Annotated in this window: 14 protein-coding genes and 2 pseudogenes; 11 read left to right on the forward strand and 5 right to left on the reverse strand. The window is 40.3% G+C overall.

What is annotated here, in order from left to right:
* Positions 1–162: 162 nt before the first annotated feature.
* The 3 genes from V8V91_RS22740 to V8V91_RS22750 are packed head-to-tail and all read right to left on the reverse strand — an operon-like array spanning position 163 to position 2,450.
* Positions 163–1,350: a polysaccharide biosynthesis C-terminal domain-containing protein gene (locus tag V8V91_RS22740; RefSeq protein WP_373397357.1), complete on the reverse strand. Its 1,188-nt coding sequence runs from the start codon at positions 1,348–1,350 to the stop codon at positions 163–165.
* Positions 1,351–1,385: 35 nt separating this feature from the next.
* Positions 1,386–1,649, reverse strand: a complete 264-nt coding sequence (locus V8V91_RS22745) for a hypothetical protein (RefSeq protein ID WP_373397358.1) — start codon at positions 1,647–1,649, stop codon at positions 1,386–1,388.
* A gap of 15 nt (positions 1,650–1,664) precedes the next feature.
* Positions 1,665–2,450, reverse strand: coding sequence for an enoyl-CoA hydratase/isomerase family protein (locus tag V8V91_RS22750; RefSeq protein WP_373397359.1), 786 nt, complete (start codon positions 2,448–2,450; stop codon positions 1,665–1,667).
* Positions 2,451–2,661: 211 nt separating this feature from the next.
* Here V8V91_RS22750 and V8V91_RS22755 point away from each other — a divergent pair, with 211 nt between their 5' ends.
* Both V8V91_RS22755 and V8V91_RS22760 read left to right on the forward strand, forming a co-directional pair.
* The gene (locus V8V91_RS22755; protein WP_373397360.1) at positions 2,662–4,116 is read left to right on the forward strand and encodes an NADP-dependent isocitrate dehydrogenase; all 1,455 of its coding nucleotides are present in this window, start codon (positions 2,662–2,664) and stop codon (positions 4,114–4,116) included.
* A 67-nt stretch (positions 4,117–4,183) separates the two neighbouring features.
* Positions 4,184–5,335, forward strand: a complete 1,152-nt coding sequence (locus tag V8V91_RS22760) for a glycosyltransferase family 4 protein (protein ID WP_373397361.1) — start codon at positions 4,184–4,186, stop codon at positions 5,333–5,335.
* A gap of 305 nt (positions 5,336–5,640) precedes the next feature.
* Here the strand turns inward: V8V91_RS22760 and V8V91_RS22765 are convergent, their stop codons facing one another.
* Together V8V91_RS22765 and V8V91_RS22770 are read right to left on the reverse strand one after the other, a co-directional pair.
* Positions 5,641–5,817: a hypothetical protein gene (locus tag V8V91_RS22765; RefSeq protein ID WP_373397362.1), complete on the reverse strand. Its 177-nt coding sequence runs from the start codon at positions 5,815–5,817 to the stop codon at positions 5,641–5,643.
* Positions 5,818–5,829: 12 nt separating this feature from the next.
* Complete coding sequence (locus V8V91_RS22770) at positions 5,830–6,672, reverse strand: VOC family protein (protein ID WP_373397364.1); 843 nt, start codon at positions 6,670–6,672, stop codon at positions 5,830–5,832.
* Between the two features lie 162 nt (positions 6,673–6,834).
* Between V8V91_RS22770 and V8V91_RS22775 the strand changes: the two genes are divergently transcribed.
* From V8V91_RS22775 to V8V91_RS22815, 9 genes and pseudogenes are all read left to right on the forward strand, one after another.
* Complete coding sequence (locus tag V8V91_RS22775) at positions 6,835–7,974, forward strand: DUF819 domain-containing protein (protein WP_373397365.1); 1,140 nt, start codon at positions 6,835–6,837, stop codon at positions 7,972–7,974.
* A gap of 109 nt (positions 7,975–8,083) precedes the next feature.
* On the forward strand, positions 8,084–8,563 hold the full coding sequence (locus V8V91_RS22780) for an RNA polymerase sigma factor (protein WP_373397366.1): 480 nt from the start codon (positions 8,084–8,086) through the stop codon (positions 8,561–8,563).
* A 29-nt stretch (positions 8,564–8,592) separates the two neighbouring features.
* Positions 8,593–8,691: a hypothetical protein gene (locus V8V91_RS22785; protein WP_373400789.1), complete on the forward strand. Its 99-nt coding sequence runs from the start codon at positions 8,593–8,595 to the stop codon at positions 8,689–8,691.
* Positions 8,692–8,815: 124 nt separating this feature from the next.
* Positions 8,816–9,346 (forward strand): hypothetical protein, encoded by a 531-nt coding sequence (locus tag V8V91_RS22790; protein ID WP_373397367.1) that lies wholly within the window; start codon positions 8,816–8,818, stop codon positions 9,344–9,346.
* 5 nt (positions 9,347–9,351) lie between these two features.
* Positions 9,352–9,822, forward strand: coding sequence for a FecR family protein (locus V8V91_RS22795; RefSeq protein ID WP_373397368.1), 471 nt, complete (start codon positions 9,352–9,354; stop codon positions 9,820–9,822).
* A 490-nt stretch (positions 9,823–10,312) separates the two neighbouring features.
* A pseudogene (locus tag V8V91_RS22800) lies at positions 10,313–13,389 on the forward strand (SusC/RagA family TonB-linked outer membrane protein).
* An 11-nt stretch (positions 13,390–13,400) separates the two neighbouring features.
* Entirely contained in the window at positions 13,401–14,918 is a 1,518-nt protein-coding gene (locus V8V91_RS22805) for a SusD/RagB family nutrient-binding outer membrane lipoprotein (RefSeq protein WP_373397369.1), read from the forward strand.
* Positions 14,919–14,974: 56 nt separating this feature from the next.
* Positions 14,975–15,913, forward strand: a complete 939-nt coding sequence (locus V8V91_RS22810; protein ID WP_373397370.1) for an RraA family protein — start codon at positions 14,975–14,977, stop codon at positions 15,911–15,913.
* Between the two features lie 27 nt (positions 15,914–15,940).
* Positions 15,941–17,250 (forward strand): annotated as a pseudogene (locus V8V91_RS22815) (mandelate racemase/muconate lactonizing enzyme family protein).
* Positions 17,251–17,321 lie beyond the last annotated feature (71 nt).

The raw sequence follows: 17,321 nt of genomic DNA on the forward strand, positions 1-17,321 counted from the left end.
TTGAGATTACAAACATAATGCCTTTTATGCAAATTGACAGGTTTTTAGGTATAGGATGCTAATCCAATGACATTCTGTCTACTTGTTTTTTGATAACCACGTATTTAACAAAATTGATCCCCAAAACGGATGAAATAGTAACAATTTATTTTGTGCCCCGCTTCAAATAGGGCATGATTTGCTTTTTTCTAAAAGAAAAATGGAGGCTCCAAAAATCAATATCAAGCTATTTTTAAGGATAAAATTTATTGTGGAATGTTCAATCTCCAAGTAAAAACCCCCATAACTGATCGCAAATCCTAACATCAAATAGAGAATATCTTTCCCAGTTTGATAAGGGATCGGGTAGTATTTTTGGCCATAAAAAAAGCATAGCACACACATGATCAAATAGCATCCCAGGGTACTTAGAGCCGCTCCAAAATACCCCCAAATTGGCAAGAGAGACCAAATGATCACGATGGATGCCATCGCTCCGGCCAGGGTGATCCAAAAACTATAGTTGGTCTGATCGGTAATTTTAAACCAGATGGATAGGTTAAAATAAATCCCCAATAGTAAATACCCCATTAATAAGGATGGAACTATAAACAAGCCCTCTTCATAACCAGGGCTTCTCAAAAACAAAGGCCCAATCCAATATAAATTGACAGAAATGGCAATCATTAATAGGGTACAAAATACGATGAAGGCGTGCATTACTTTGGCATAGAGCAGTGGGGAGTTCTGATCATTGGATTTTTTGAAGAAGAAAAATGGTTCTGCCGCATACTTAAACGCCTGTATGACCAAATTCATCAAGATGGCCAACTTGAAATTAGCTCCAAAGATTCCTGCTGCTTCACGGGTAGAGAGTCCAGGGTAGAAGTTTTCTGGTAATAAATATTCGAATAGAAGCCTTGAGATCAGTTCGTTGGTGACTCCTGCAAGTCCCATGAAAAGTAGGGGGATGGAGTACTTCCACATAGGGAATAGGATGGATGAATCCAATTGGAAACGAAACATGCCAGCCTTCCACCAAACAAAAGGCACAATAAGTCCATTGGCAAAGAGGTTTGCCAAAAGAATGTATTCCACTCCCCATTCCGACCTGTAGCCAAGAAACCCTTCTGGGACAATTCCTTCGGTAATTAAAAAAGGGAAAGCGACAATCAGAATCAGGTTGAACCCGACATTCATCAGGATATTTAAGATTTTGGCACTGGCAAAAATCAAGGCTTTATTCTCCAATCGAAGCTTGGCAAAGGGAATGGCCAAAATGGCATCAAATGTCAACAACAAAGCGGTCCATCTAAAAAGATATGCCTGCCCGGGGTATTCCATCCATTCAGACAAAACTGGCGCAGCCAAGTAAAGGGAGGATCCTAAGACAAATGAACTGGTTACTAAGAGAGATTGAGTGGTATAATAGACTTTAGATGGATCCAGGTTCTTTCCCGTAGAAAATCTAAAAATGAAGTCTCCATTCCATAGGTGAATACTATGTTCAGGAAACCTATTAATGCATAAATCCCTGTAAATGCCCCCATATCCTCTTTACTGAGGTATGCGGTATAAACAATGATTAATAAAAAGTTGATGGACCTGCCTAAAATGCTGCTGAGACCATAGATCGCAGTCTGGCTGGCAAGTTGTTTTAAGTTACTCATAAGGGAGAATAGGGATTACTCTCCTCGGAAATTTGGTTTTCTTTTCTCAAGAAATGCAGTCGTTCCTTCTTTGTAATCTCCAGATTTAACGCAGCGGGCAAAGCAGTTTGCTTCAGTTTGAAATCCATTTTCGTCCGATAAGAATGCTGCATTGACACAATCTATAATCATGCCGATTGCTAACGGGGCCTTACTAATTATCTTTTCAATAATCTCTTCGGCTTTTGCCATGGCATCTGCTTTAGTAGGCAAAACATGATTCACCAATCCCAAACTCAAGGCTTCATTGGCATCAATCATATCTCCTGTCATCATCAATTCATTAGCTTTGCCTCTTCCGATCAAGATGGTAAGTCGCTGCGTACCTCCATATCCTGGAATGATTCCTAAATTGACTTCAGGTTGACCAAATTTTGCATTGGCAGAAGCGACTCTCATGTGGCAGGCCATTGCTAGCTCACATCCTCCGCCTAAGGTAAACCCGTTGGTAACAGCAATTACAGGTTTGTGAAGGTTTTCTATTGTACTAAAAATCTCCTGACCATTTTCGGCAAATTTTCGCGCATTTACCTCGTTCAGCTCAGCAATTTCACTGATGTCGGCACCCGCAACAAAAGCTCGTTCCCCTGCTCCTGTGATGATGACCCCTTTGATAGATTTGCTATCGGCAACTTCATCAAAAATCGCTTTCAATTCTTCAAGCGTATCAAAGTTTAGGGCATTCATCTTATCTTCTCTATTTACTGTTAAATAAAGAATGCCTTCTTTTACCTCAGTCAGAATATTATTGAATTCAGCCATAAACCGTTTGTCTGTTTAAAACAAATATACAAGCAGGGTAGCCAATCCCAAATTTTGAGACTTAGAAAAATTTAAGATTTGTATTCAATTTTCCTTTGGTTTTTGCTTTAGGTCAATAGATTCATCTAAATTAAAATTCACCAAAATTCCCTCGCCCATTTTTATTACTTTTGTGGAAAATCAGTATAATCTATCCACTATTATATATACTATGTCTGCAAAAAGAAAAATCACAGTGGCTTATGGTGACGGGATCGGACCTGAAATCATGGAAGCAACTTTGTCTATCCTAGAGGCTGCCGGGGCACCATTGGAGTATGATGTCATCGAAATAGGTGAGCAAGTATACCTTAAAGGTATATCTTCTGGAATGGACCCTAGTGCATTCGAGTCATTGAGAGAAACAAAGGTGTTCTTGAAATCACCTATTACCACTCCTCAAGGTGGAGGCTTCAAATCTTTAAATGTGACCACAAGAAAGTCCTTTGGACTTTTTGCCAATGTGCGTCCATGCAGGGCTTTTTCTCCATTTGTTCGCACCCATTTCCCAAAAACTGACATGGTTATCGTCAGGGAGAATGAGGAAGATTTATATGCAGGGATTGAACATAGACAAACACAGGAAGTTTATCAGACTTTAAAGTTGATTTCAGAGCCAGGATCTGAGAAAATCATCCGATATGCTTTTGAGTACGCTAAGAAAAACGGCAGAAAGAAAGTGACCTGTATGACCAAGGATAATATCATGAAATTGGCCGATGGTCTGTTCCATAAGAAATTTGATGAGATAGCTAAGGAATATCCTGAAATCGAAAATGATCATAAAATCATTGATATCGGAACAGCCTTGATCGCAGAAAGACCGGAGATTTTTGATGTGATTGTGACGCTGAACCTCTATGGAGATATTATTTCAGATGTTGCAGCCCAAGTGACGGGTTCAGTAGGTTTGGGAGGCTCAGCAAATGTAGGAGAGGAAGTAGCGATGTTTGAAGCAATTCATGGTTCTGCTCCTGATATTGCAGGAATGGGTATTGCAAATCCATCTGGATTATTGAATGGGGCGGTGATGATGCTCGTGCATATTGGCATGCCGGAAATGGCCGAAAAAATCTCAAATGCCTGGATGAAAACCTTGGAAGATGGGATTCATACTGGAGATATTTATCAGGAAGGATTATCCTCAAAAAAGGTAGGGACTAAGGAATTTGCGCAGGCAGTAATCGATCGATTAGGACAGAAGCCTACTAAAATGACTCCAGTAGTCTATGATAAAGAGGATACTGAACCAATGAAAATCACGCTTTCTCCAAAGAAAAAAGCGAAGAAAGAGCTGATTGGTGTAGATGTTTTCATTGATTGGGATGAGGATAACAGGGATTTTAATGTGATCGGTGAAAGATTAAGAAAAGCCAATGTAGATGGTCTACAACTACAGCTCATCACCAATAGAGGGGTGAAGGTTTTCCCAGAAGGAATGAGAGAAACATTCTGTACTGACCACTGGAGATGCAGGTTTAAGACAGCAGATCAAAATGTGATTACACATGACATGGTCTTGGCTTTATTGAAGCAAATTCAGGATCTAGGGTTTGATTTTATTAAGACCGAGCACCTCTATACATTTGATGGGGTAAGAGGATATTCCTTGGCACAAGGAGAATAACTTGGAAACTTAGCTTAAAAGGGATTTGGGAAACCATTTCCCTTTTCTTTTTTGAAAGATTGCTACGTTGTATCTTTTCAACTTTTATGTCAAAAAAGTTTTAATAATCACTTATTATTGGCCTCCAAGTGGAGGTAGTGGCGTTCAGCGTTGGTTGAAATTTGCCAAGTACCTTCCTGAGGCTGGGTGGGAACCTGTAATTTTTACACCTGAAAACCCTGATTTTGATCTAAAAGATGAGACTTTACTGGATGAGGTTTCTCCTCACCTGGAGGTTTTAAAATTCCCTATATGGGAGCCTTACCAGCTTTTAGATAAGATCCGTGGTAAAAAAGAGAATCATCCAGGGAGGCTTTTGGAACAGAAAGAGAAAGGGTGGATTGAGAAAGCCGCTATCTGGTTAAGAGCGAATTTGATGGTGCCTGATCCAAGAGTGTTTTGGGTCAAACCCTCTGTTAAATTTTTAATTGACCTAGTCAATTCAGGACAATTCCAAGCGATTATTACCACTGGCCCCCCGCATAGTATGCATTTAATTGGTCGGGACCTGAAGCGGAAAACCGGAGTGTTTTGGTTGGCTGATTTTCGTGACCCTTGGTCTCAATGGGAATTTTTAGATAAACTTCCCATGAAGTCAACGGTTCGAAGAAAACATGCTGAAATGGAAAGATCTGTGTTGAAAGAAGCAGATGTCATCACTACAATTTCTCCTACTTTTCAGCGAGACTTGAATCAGCTTGCTCAGAGAGAAATTAAATTGCTAACCAATGGATTTGATCCTGCTGATATCCCTGAACGATTTCAGGTGGAGGAAAAAGAGTCCAATCGATTAAATTTGGTCTACTCCGGAATTATAGATTCCATTCGAAATCCAATGCCGCTATTGAATGCGATGAAAGAAGAATTCAAATCTGTCAGTGACCAGGTTTCATTCACTTTTGTGGGAAAAGTAAGTAGCCATGTTCAAGAGCAAATTGAAGCGGACTCCTGGTTGAAAAAGCATGTACATTATGCTGGATATGTTTCTCATGAGGAAGTGTTTGGTTTTTATGAAAAGGCTGACGCACTGGTGTTGATTTTGACCAATACAAAAAATGCTCAGGGAAATATTCCAGGTAAATTATTTGAATACTTGTCAACTAACCTCCCCGTGATTGCACTGGGAGACCCAAAAGGAGATGCCTCTAACATATTGGCTTCAGTAGGAGCGGGGAAGTGATTTCACACGCGGACCATGTGGGGATTCAAGTAAGACTTCGGAAATTATTTGAGTCTTCAGGAGCAAGTGGTTCAAATGCTTCGATAGATCAATATTCCCGAAAAAATTTAAGTTTTCAACTAGCCGAATTGTTGGATGAAAGTTCCCTTTCCTGATTTTGATCGGATGGATATAGAGCTGGAAAACGGCATTGAAAATAGTGGTCTTGGATTAGGTGGAAATGGGTTGCCTAAGTTTAATTCCCTCTAAATAACGTTCGTTATGAAGTGAATAAGTCTGTGTTTGACCAAGATGTTTTTAAAAGTTTACCATCTTGGTCCACCTCCATACATTCCCACATTGATAGAAGGAGTCATTCTTACCCCATATGGGCCTCCAGAAAAGCTCATTCCTACTCCACCAGTCATATGCATATTCGAACAGCTATGAAGAATAAAAGCCACTCCGATCAATAAGCCCATGATTACTATTTTTTTTACCATGATTTCTTTGGGTTAAGGGTTATAAACTTGAACAGCAAGAGGAGCTCCTGTTGGATCTAATAACAAAGCAACGGATCCATTTCTGATATCAGCATTTGGGCTTATCAATACTTTGGCGCCTGCATTTTTAGCCTTTTCAACGGTGGTGTTCACATCCGCTACTCGTATGTAAGGTACCCAGTGCGATCGTACTCCCGCAGATGGATTTTGGAGCATTCCTGCACAATTACGGTCATCGTATTTCAATACAGTGTAATCAATGTTCCCATCCTTAGTGGTGGATTTCGTGTACCCTACAACAGTGGTATAAAATTCTCCAGATTTCTGAGGATCGTTTGACCAAAGTTCTTGTCCTAAAAAAGTCCCTATGCCAGCCGGTTTAATTTCAGGATCTCCATTGGATAATTTAATAAATGATACGTGAGCACCTTGTGGATCTTGGATGAAAGAAATCATTCCTCTGTTTTCCACCGGCATTGGTTTTTTCAAAATTTTAGCACCTTGGTTTTTGGCTTCACTGGTGGCATATTCTACATCTTGGACAGAAATTGCACCGATCCATTCACCTGTATTATTTTCCGTTTTATAGTAAGCCATCAGCCCAACAGGGATGTTGCCTTTTTTAAAAATCCATACTTTTTTGTCTCCATCTCCATAAGGAATGGCATCCCAATCAAATACAGCCTTATAAAAATTAGCTGATACCTGAGGGTCTGGGGAAGCTAAATCATGCCAGACAATCCTGCCTGGGGTATAGGTAGAAGTGGAAATTTCTGAAGCAATTGGAGGAGTTACACCGGGAGTACAAGCTACCGCAACAACTAATAAAATTGCCAGTTGAAAAATGAATTTCATGATAAATAATAATTAGACAATAGATCCAATATAGGCCTTGATAGTAATATTTCAATAATTAATAGGAAATAAAATAAAAGTTTGATTAATGTGAAATTTTCTTTCCTATGTATTTTTTGAAGACAACTCATTTTGGAAAATATATTTTATCTATTTTCCAAAATGAGTTGGACACAAGACCCCATTTATGTAAGTGGAATGCTATGCATAGCTGTTTTACTTTCTGTTTGGTTGGCTAAAAATAAAGTCGGGAGGACTATAGGCACTCCAATTTTGGTGATTTTAATATGTGCAGTTTTTGCCAATTCAGGCATAATTCCTACTGCCACATCGGGGCACCTAATTTATAATAGCGTATTTATGTATCTGGCACCCATGGGCATTTTTATTGCCTTATTGGATGTGGATTTGAAAAGCGTTAAAAATGCCGGTTTTCCCATTTTATTAATGTTTGGGATTGGAGCTTTAGGAACTATCATAGGGGTGTTAGTCGCTTGGTTTTTAGTGCAGCCAGCGGTAGAAATAGGTCCTTTGGCCAATGCCATTGCAGGAATGTATACGGGGACTTATATAGGTGGGAGTATTAATTTTAATGCAGTGGCTCTTGCCTATCAAGTAAATGAACATGCTGAATTATTTGCAGCTACGACGGTCGTGGATAATTTAATAGGCACACCTTGGATTGTAATTACTTTGCTTTTGCCTCGCTACCTTCAAAAACTTTTTCCTAGGAAAAAAATCATGCCGCCTAGTGGGGAGCTGGGGGAAATAAAAACTCATGAATCCATCTCGATAGGAGCTTTGGCAGCAATATTTGGGTTATCCTTCTTAGCCATGGCCTTTTCTAAGCTTTTAAGTTTTTACTTTCCAGTAATTCCCGAGATTATTATCCTCACGACCCTGGCTTTAATTTTAGCCCAATTCTCTTTCATTCAAAGAATTCAAGGCACGCATACCATTGGCTTCTTTTTAATCTTACTATTCTTAGGAGTGATTGGGACCCTATGTGATTTTAAAACACTTGCTGGGATAGGGGATCTTGCAGGAACGTTCATTTTATTCGTGAGTATTTTGATGCTGGTTCATGGGATAGTGATTTATGGTTTGGGAGGTATGTTAAAGATTGATTGGGATGTGGTGACCGTTGCATCCCAAGCAAATGTGGGAGGGAATACCACCGCTTTAGCGGCAGCAGAAAGTTTGAATAGACCTGATCTCTTAATCCCAGGAATTTTGGTGGGGAGTTTGGGAAATGCAGTTGGGACTTACGCAGGATTTTTTATAGCGGGGATATTGGGCTAATTTTTATGTTTGCTTTTTGATGCTGAAATATGCTTAAACATTCTTAGTTTGATATATTTATAAAATTTACTACCTTAAAATCGCGATATTGTAATATATAATTTCGATTATGGGGTTAGGTCTTAATCAAGATTTTTCAAAAAGTTCCACAAATAGCCGGAAATCTAATTCGGACGATCTTGCGCTTTGGAGAAGCATAAGAAATGGAAATGACCTCGCTTTTTCAAGTTTGTACAACCGTTATGCAAATACACTTTTTAATTATGGCATGCACCTGTGTCATCACCGCGAACTTGTCAAAGACTGTATTCAAGAATTATTTACCTATCTATGGAATAAAAGGGAAACGCTCTCGGAAATTGAATCCGTTAAATATTATCTATTAAAATCCTTTCGAAATCAGATGATAAAGAATTTAGAAAGGGAGCGGAAAATTTTCACCGATTTGGAAGGGAAGCATGAACAGTTTCAGCCGGAATCGTATGTGGAAGAGCGCATTATTGAACAGGAGATAGCCACCCTGAAAAAGGAAAAAATGAATTTGGCGCTTTCAAGAATCCCTAAAAGCAGCGCGAGATTATCGTTTTAAAATATTTTAATGATCTGAATTATGTTCAGATTTCCAGTTTGATGGGAATATCCGTTCCCTCGGCACATAACCTGATTTCCAAAGCATTGCAGTCCTTAATTTCTAAAATTGGTACAGTAGAAAAATAGAGGCCGATTTCCATGCTTTCAGGCTCTTCGCCTCCTTTATTTTTATTTTTTAAAAAAAAACTCAAAAAAATGATGAGAAAAGGATAAGTCAATCCTCTTATAGATGTATTTAAAATAAGTTGAATTGAATTATCCGAAACCAAACTATCAGGAATTCTCTGTTGAGGATTTTATCCTTGATCCATTTTTTAAAGAATGGGTTAACCATTCTACCCCAGAATCGGATGAATTTTGGATGAAATGGAAAGAAGCTCATCCTAACAAATTAGAGGTGATAGAAGAAGCAAGGATTACCGTCCTTGCGCTGGAAGAGTCAAAGTTCAGCTTGGAAAATGAAGAGTTAAAGGCCATTTGGAATTCCGTAAAATCCAATAGTGATCCAAACCCAAAGCCTTTTGAAACCTCCAAGAATAAGCGAATATTCTGGCCATATGCTGCCGCTGCAGCACTCATTTTTATGGTGATAGGCATCTATTGGGTAAGAATGCCCAATGAAATAGTCTATGTTACTGAGTTTGGAGAGACTCGTGAAATCATTTTGCCTGACAGTTCTACCGTGATCCTCAATGCCAGTTCCAAGCTTACTTTTAATGACAACTGGGAAGAAAAAGCAGCAAGGGAGATATGGATTGAAGGAGAGGCTTTTTTGATGTGAAGCATATGGAAGATCATCAGCCTTTCAAAGTATGGAGTTCCAAAGGAATAGGAATTGAAGTCCTTGGCACTGAGTTTAATGTCTATAACCGCTCCGATGAAACGGAAGTAGTACTTAACTCTGGAGTGGTTTCCCTGAGTTTCCCTGTGAAGGAAAAGGAAGGGAAAATCCTGATGAAACCAGGTGAAATGGTTCAATTCAAGGACAGTAAATTCCAGAAAAAGGAAGTCAATACCTCTTTATATACCTCCTGGAAAGATGATGTGCTCCACTTAGATGAGACAAGTTTGAAGGAAATCATCAAAATGGCCAACACCAATTATGGAATTCAAATTGAAATCCAAAATCAAGAAATATTGGAGATAACGGCCTCTGGTTCCATGCCCCTTTCTGATGCAGCAAATTTTATGAAACAGGTTTCGATGATTTTTAATATCGAAATAGTCAAAGAAGAAAATAAGTACCTGATTAAATAACCCAAAATGAATTTTTCTCAAAATAACCTGACCCCTTGTAACTATGAAAAAGTTTTTACTTCTCATGTGTTTCAGTTGCTCCCTTTCTTTACTTGCCTTTTCGCAAGCCACAGATTTTGTAGCTTCTGGACGAATTAGTTCAGCACTCGGATCTTCCGGTATGGATTACCTAGACCTTAAAGAAGGTTTAAGTAGATTAGAACAAAAGTTTAATGTTTCGATTGCCTACAAAGACGAGTTAGTGCAATCCAAAAAGTACAAAAAGCAGAATTCCTCATTTACTTCAGTAGAGCAAGGACTGAAGTCATTGCTGGAGGGCTCCGGCTTAGCTTATGAAAAAGCAGGAAAAAACTTCTATGTTATTTCCGAAAAGAAACCTACTGTATCAAAACTCAGAAAAGAAGTTTTACAGAAACCTGACCCCATCAAGGAAGAGCCGATTTTTACCAACAATTCAATTACCAATCCCTCCCGTATTGTAAAAACAAGAATGGTGGAAGTTGGAGGCCAAGTAACCGATGAAAACGGAATGGCTTTTCCCGGAGTAAATATTCTTCTAAAGGGAACTTCCGTAGGTACAGTCTCCGATGCTCAAGGAAATTATTCGATCAATGTTGATAATGAAAACTCTGTTCTGGTTTTTTCATTTGTCGGATATAACAACCAAGAGATTGTAGTCGGCAACCGAACAGTGATAGATGTCCAATTGGAAGTAGATGAAAGCAATCTTGAAGAGGTGGTTGTCACTGCATTGGGGATTGAAAAATCTGCAAAAAGTTTGGGATATGCCACATCTACCGTTCATTCGGATGAGTTATCCATTAATAGAACTCCCAATGTCATGAATGCGCTGCAAGGTAAAGTGGCGGGGGTGAGTATTTCGGCACTAGGTTCCGGACCTGGAGGTACTTCCAAAATCAGAATTAGAGGTCAGTCTTCCATTTCCGGTCAAAACAATCCATTAATTGTAGTCAATGGGGTTCCTATTGATAACACCAATTTTGGTTCAAACCCTGGAAATAATGCTTCTGATAGTAGTATAGGAGTTCGAGGAGGCGGAAATACCTCTGATGGTGGGGACGGCCTTTCCAGTATTAACCCTGATGATGTAGAATCCATGACCATCTTAAAAGGTGCAGCTGCTGCGGCCTTGTATGGTTCCCGTGCAAAAGATGGGGTAATCATGATCACGACCAAAAGTAAAAATGATTCTAGAGGAATTGGAGTCACCTACAACTTGAATTATACCAATGAAGCTCCTTTGGATTTTACAGATTATCAGTATGAATACGGTCAGGGAGAGCAAGGGGTAAGACCTACTACTCCAAACCCTACCTCTGGACAATGGTCATTTGGGGAGAAATTCCAACCAGGTATGACCCAGGTATTATTTGATGGGGTGACCGTTCCTTATGAGCCAGTAAGAGATAGAATAAAAACATTTTTCAGGAATGGACAGAACATCACGAATTCTATCACATTGGCTACTTCTGGTGAAAAAGGAGGAATGAGCCTTTCATTTTCTGATCTAAACAGTAAAGGTATTGTGCCGAATAATACGTTTAACCGGAAAACCATCAACTTGGGATTTGCTTACAATTTGAGTCCAAAGTTTAGCTTCAGAGGTAACTTTAATTACTCTTACGAGGAAAATAAGAACCCACCAAACATCGGTCAACAGGATAACACTATTCCTGTCGCACTTTATAATATGGCTAACTCAATGCCATTGGATGTGCTTCGGGATAACCGATACGATGCAAATGGTAACGAGGCGGTCTATTCAAGATTCGGAATAGGACGAATCCATACTTTACCCTTTCCGATCAATTTCAAAACATCAGGAGGGATAGGATTTTTGGAAACGTGGCTCTGAAGTATTATTTGACAGATTGGCTGTTTGTTCAAGGAAGAGTGGGGCAGGACTATTGGAGCAGAGACCAGGATTACAATAACTTTCCAACGGGTCAGGCTTCCAGAGCACCGGCTCCTGCGGGGTTTGTCAATGGTGTTTATACCCAGGAGCAAAGGAGATTTAGAGAAATCAACACCGATTTCCTGATCAATGCAACTAAGAAATTTGGGGACTTGGGCGTAAATGTGAACTTCGGTGGAAACCATATGCAAAGAAGATCAGACCTAAACAGCGTCCAGGTAACTGACTTTGTTGTTCGGGACCTATATACTGTCCAAAATGGTAGAGCTAAAGACCCTCTATATGATTTAAATGAACGTGCTGTAAATTCATTATACGGTTCGGCTGAATTCTCTTTCCAGGACAAATTCTTCTTAACAGGAACTGTCAGAAATGACTGGTTCTCTACCCTTTCCAAAGAGAATAGAAGTATTCTGTATCCTTCGGTCTCTGCGAGCTGGGTCTTTACAGAAAATTTGAGCACCACGGGTTGGTTGAATTTCGGAAAGCTGAGAGCTGCCTATGCCGAAGTAGGTAGTGATGCCGATGTTGGTGCCTATTCCAATGTTTTATTCTATGGGATCAATAATAACCTTTTTGGAGGGCAGCCTGTAGGTGGACCCACCGGAACCAATCTCCCCAACCCTAATTTAAGACCAATGAGAATTGGTGAAGCGGAGGTGGGATTTGAGTTAAGCATGTTCCAAAGCAGACTGAGTTTGGATATGGCTTTATATAGAAAGCTTACCACTGATCAGATCGTAAGGGCCCAAATCTCCGATGCTTCAGGATTTGTAAACACCTCCATTAATAGTGGAAAGAGTGAGAATAAAGGAATAGAAATGCTTTTGACGTTGGTGCCAGTAGATACCAAGGACTTTATCTGGGAAGCTTCTGTCAATGCGGCCTATAATAAAACCAAAGTATTGAGCCTGTTGACCGATGAACCTGGGGAAAGAATCACAGTAGGTACCCACGTATTTAATGGTGAACTACGACAGATTGTAGGGATGGAAATGGGCCAAGTGGCAGGTTTTGGATACAGAAGAGATGATCAGGGAAGAAAAATATTTGGTGCCAATGGAATCCCTCTAAGAACATCCGATTTAGTCAATTATGGTAGTGCTTTACCAAATTGGGTAGGTGGGTTTACAAACTCCTTCAATTATAAAGGAGTAATGCTTTCCTTCTTGATTGATTTCAAGTTGGGTAACATCATGCTTTCAGGTACCAATTTTAACGCTGTCCGACATGGATTGCATAAAATGACATTGGAAGGAAGAGAAAGCGGAGTAGTTGGAGAAGGTGTTAATGAAGCAGGAGAAACCAATACAGCTGTGGCGCCTGTACAATCCTATTGGGAAGTTGTTCGATCTCAAGCTTTAGTGGAGCCGGTTATTTATGATGGTGGCTACTGGAAACTGAGGCAAATCACTTTAGGGTATGATTTCACGAAGCATTTGCCGGCAAATCAGCCTTTCAAATCTGTGAAACTCAATTTTGTTGCGAACAATGTACTCATGTTAAAGAAATGGGTGGATAACATAGATCCTGAATCGTTCGGGTATTCGTCTGATAATTTAGTCGGCATGGAATCTACAGGTTTGCCCTCAACCAGAGGGTTAGGATTTAATCTTAATGTCAAATTTTAAGCTCCCTAGACATGAAAAAGTTACTAGTTAATATATCGTTCTTTGTTGCTTTTGCTTTCGCTTCTTCTTGTGACAGTAATTTCGATGAACTGAATACCAATAAAGTTTCAGCAACTTCCATTGATCCTGCATTCCAATTGAATGCGGCCATCGTGGGTTGCGCTTACCCCAATGGAAGTTTGATTTACGACATTGGAGTGGTCCAACAGATTATCTCCCCAAACTCAGGAGTACTGACTGGGGCCAATTACAATCAAGATAACCGAAATGCCACCCAAGAACTTTGGCAAGGCTATTATCGAAACGTCATCAAAAATACCCGTGATGTGATCAATAGGATTCAGGATCAGCCTGAAAGAGCAAACCTGCTTCAGATGACCAGGATCATTCAGGCATTTGCCTTTATGATATTGACAGATGATTATGGCAGCATCCCTTATTTCGAGGGAGGACAAGGATATTCTCAACAAATCTATTTACCGGTTTATGATTCCCAGGAAGTGATTTATGAGGATATTATCAAGGAGCTTTCAGAGGCTACTGCAGCCTTGGACCTCTCAGGAAGGGTGGAAAGTGCCGATATTTTATATGGAGGGGATTTGAATAAATGGAAAAGCTTTGGGAATTCCTTGTTGCTCCGTGCTGGGATGAGGTTGAGCGAAGTAGATCCCTCAAGAGCTCAACAAATTGTCCAATCGGCATTCCAGGCAGGAGTCATCCTGTCGAATAGTGAAAATGCCGTAATCAAGCATGATCCAAATTATACCAATACAATAGGTAACCTGTTGAATTCTACGGAAGCTTCGAATTTTTACTTAACGGAGCCCTTTGTAGAATATTTGAGAAGTACTAATGATCCTAGACTCTCTGCAATTGCCATTACGTATGTAGGAGCTAAATCAGGACCAGAACAGACGCCGGAAAACGGGACGTATGAAGCCAGTGTGCATATAGGCATGCCCATGGGAAATGATAATGCGGGCGCAGTCCAAGCAGCTTCAGATTTAGGATTGGCAAGCTTTTATGAATTTGCCCAGGCAGATAGGAGAAGGTTGGCAAAAAATACTGCCCCCAATTTCTTGGTAACTGCTTCCCAAAATAATTTGTTGCTTGCCGAAGCAAGACACAGAGGGTGGATTACTACTGGAGAGGTAGCCTCCTATTATCATGCAGGAATTAGAGCTCATATGGAGCAGTTGGGAACGGTAGACGAAAATTCAGCAATTGCATCTGATGCCATCGAAGCCTACATCAGTGCCAACCCATTTGATGCTTCTAAAGCCTTGGAGCAGATCAATACCCAATATTGGGTTTCCTCTTTTCTAATTGGTCCTGAGGCATTTGCAAATTTCCGAAGATCAGGCTTTCCTAATTTGGATTCCAATCCTTTTCCAGGAAAAGAAGTGGATTTTATTAATCGATTGACTTACCCTAATTCTGAAATTTCAGTAAATTCAGAGAATGTAAATGCTGCAATAGCATCTCAAGGGCCGGATAATCTTGCTACCAAAGTATGGTGGGACAACTAAGAATAATCGGGGCTTGGGATTTACTGAGCCCCGTTTTATTTTAATTATTCCGAATTATGATCAAAAAAATTACACTCACCCTTTCTCTATTTTTACTGATGGTTTTGGGAGTATTTGCCCAACAAATATCAAAAGAAGAGATGCTCTTTCTGACTCAAAAGTGGACAGGAGAACGATTTGAGGATGGTCGTCCAAAAGTATCCGATGACATTTTAAGAAGAATGAAAGAAGTTACCCATGATGAAGCTTGGGCTGTGATGAAGAACGAGGGGTATCGATATCAATATGCAGATGGCTGGGGATTAATGATTAACCCAGATAGTGTTTTGGTTGGAAGGGCCTTGACCGCCACTTTCATGCCCGGTCGACCGGATATACATGATGCGATTGACGAGCGTGGAAAAAAGGAGGGGAAACGTGGTCAGAATTCATGGCCTGTGGATCTTTTGGTGCCAGGGGATGTCTATGTGGTGGATCAGTTTGGGATTCATAATGGCGGTCCTACCATTGGGGATAATGTTGGAAATGCCATCTATGCCAAGTCCGGAAACGGGATTATTTATGATGGAGCAATCCGAGACATCGTGGGATTAAAGGAAATTGGTTCTTTTACTTCCTATGTATCCAGTTATCACCCATCCCATCACAATCAACCCGGTGACTTAAATACCATGCTGATTGGTATCAATAAGCCAACTAGAATTCACCAAGTTACTGTGATGGCCGGAGATGTGGTGTTAGGTAGAGATGGAGGAGTTTCCTTTATTCCAGCTCATTTGGCCGAAAAAGTGGTGGTTACCTCAGAGGTAGTTCGATTACGAGATATGTTTGGCCATCAGCGGCTGAGAGAAGGGAAGTACACAGCAGGTCAAATAGATACCAGATGGTCTGAGGAGATTGAAAAAGACTTTTCCCAATGGTTAAATGACCATATTGATGATTTACCGATCGCAAGAGAACAGATACAAGAGATCCTAAAGAAAAGAACCTGGTAACCTATAAGTACTAATTACATTTCAATGATGAATAACAAAAAATCACGTAGATCTTTCCTTCAAAAAGGTGCTGCTTTGGGATTAACCGGTGCAGGCTTATTGACCAATTTTGGCCAGGGTTTGCAGGCAGCAGTCCATAAACAAAATCAATATTCCAATCCTTCCGATTTGAAAATCACTGACATCAAATGTGGATATGTCCGCGGTGCTGTTTATGTGAAAATATATACCAACCAAGATGTTTGGGGTTGTGGTGAGGCGGTGGATGCCATTCAGGGGACTTATTACCTAGTCAAAAGACTGGGAAACCAACTGAAAGGACAAAATCCTTTAAACCCCAACCGGCTGGCTGAACAACTTCGAAAAGGTTCTTTTTTGGAGGAGCCCAATCAGGGATTTTTGTGGCTGTCCTCACTGCCATTGAAACGGCTCTTTGGGACATAACAGGCAAGGTATTCAATGTTCCGGTATACCAATTATTAGGAGGAAAATTCCGGGATAAAATACGTGTGTATTGCGATACTGCTCTTTATGCCTCAACCAACCCCACGCCGGATGATTATGCAGCAGCGGCTAGGGATGCTGTTTCCCGTGGCTATAATGCCGTAAAATTTGATGTGGATAACGGTAGGGATCCAAACAAATATGATCGATTCAATTGGACCGCAAACCCTGCTGAGATAGATAGAATGTACAATGCCATCGCAGCAGTTAGGGAGGAGGTAGGCCCCTATATTGATATTTGCGTGGACATGCATGGAAGGTACGATGCAGTCACAGGGTTGAAAATGGCTAAAATGTATGAGCCTTTGAACCTGATGTGGTTAGAGGAACCGGTTCCTGCAGATAACCCTGAAGTTTATAAGCACATTACGCAAGAGACCAGCACTCCAATTTGTGCCGGAGAGAATATCTACCTGGCTTATGGCTTTACCAAACTGTTGTCAGATGGTGCGCTAGACATCATTATGCCTGATTTACAAAAGGCGGGTGGATTGGGAGAAGCCCAACGTATCGCAAATTTGGCCAACCTGTACTATGTGCCATTTTCACCCCATATGGTGGCCTCTTTCCTAGGTGCGATGGCCAGCTGCCATGTTTGTGCTTCAGTTCCAAACTTTCAAATTATGGAATGGCAGATCTACATGGACAAGGATCAACTTTGGAAAGATATCGTGACCTACGATGGCCCAAGAACCGAAAATAGCTTTATCACACTCTCTGAAAAGCCTGGTATTGGAGTAGAGATCAACGAAGAAGGCATGAAAAAGCATGCGGTTCCGGGGATCCCCTTTTTTAATAGTCACGAACTCTTTTTTAGAAGTATTGAATGTTAACAAGTAACCCAGAATGACTAATGAATTTTAAATTTCTACAAAAAAGCTATCCTTTGGCATTGGTGCTTTGT

This window comes from Algoriphagus halophilus (assembly GCF_041729275.1).
Lineage (GTDB): Bacteria > Bacteroidota > Bacteroidia > Cytophagales > Cyclobacteriaceae > Algoriphagus > Algoriphagus halophilus_A.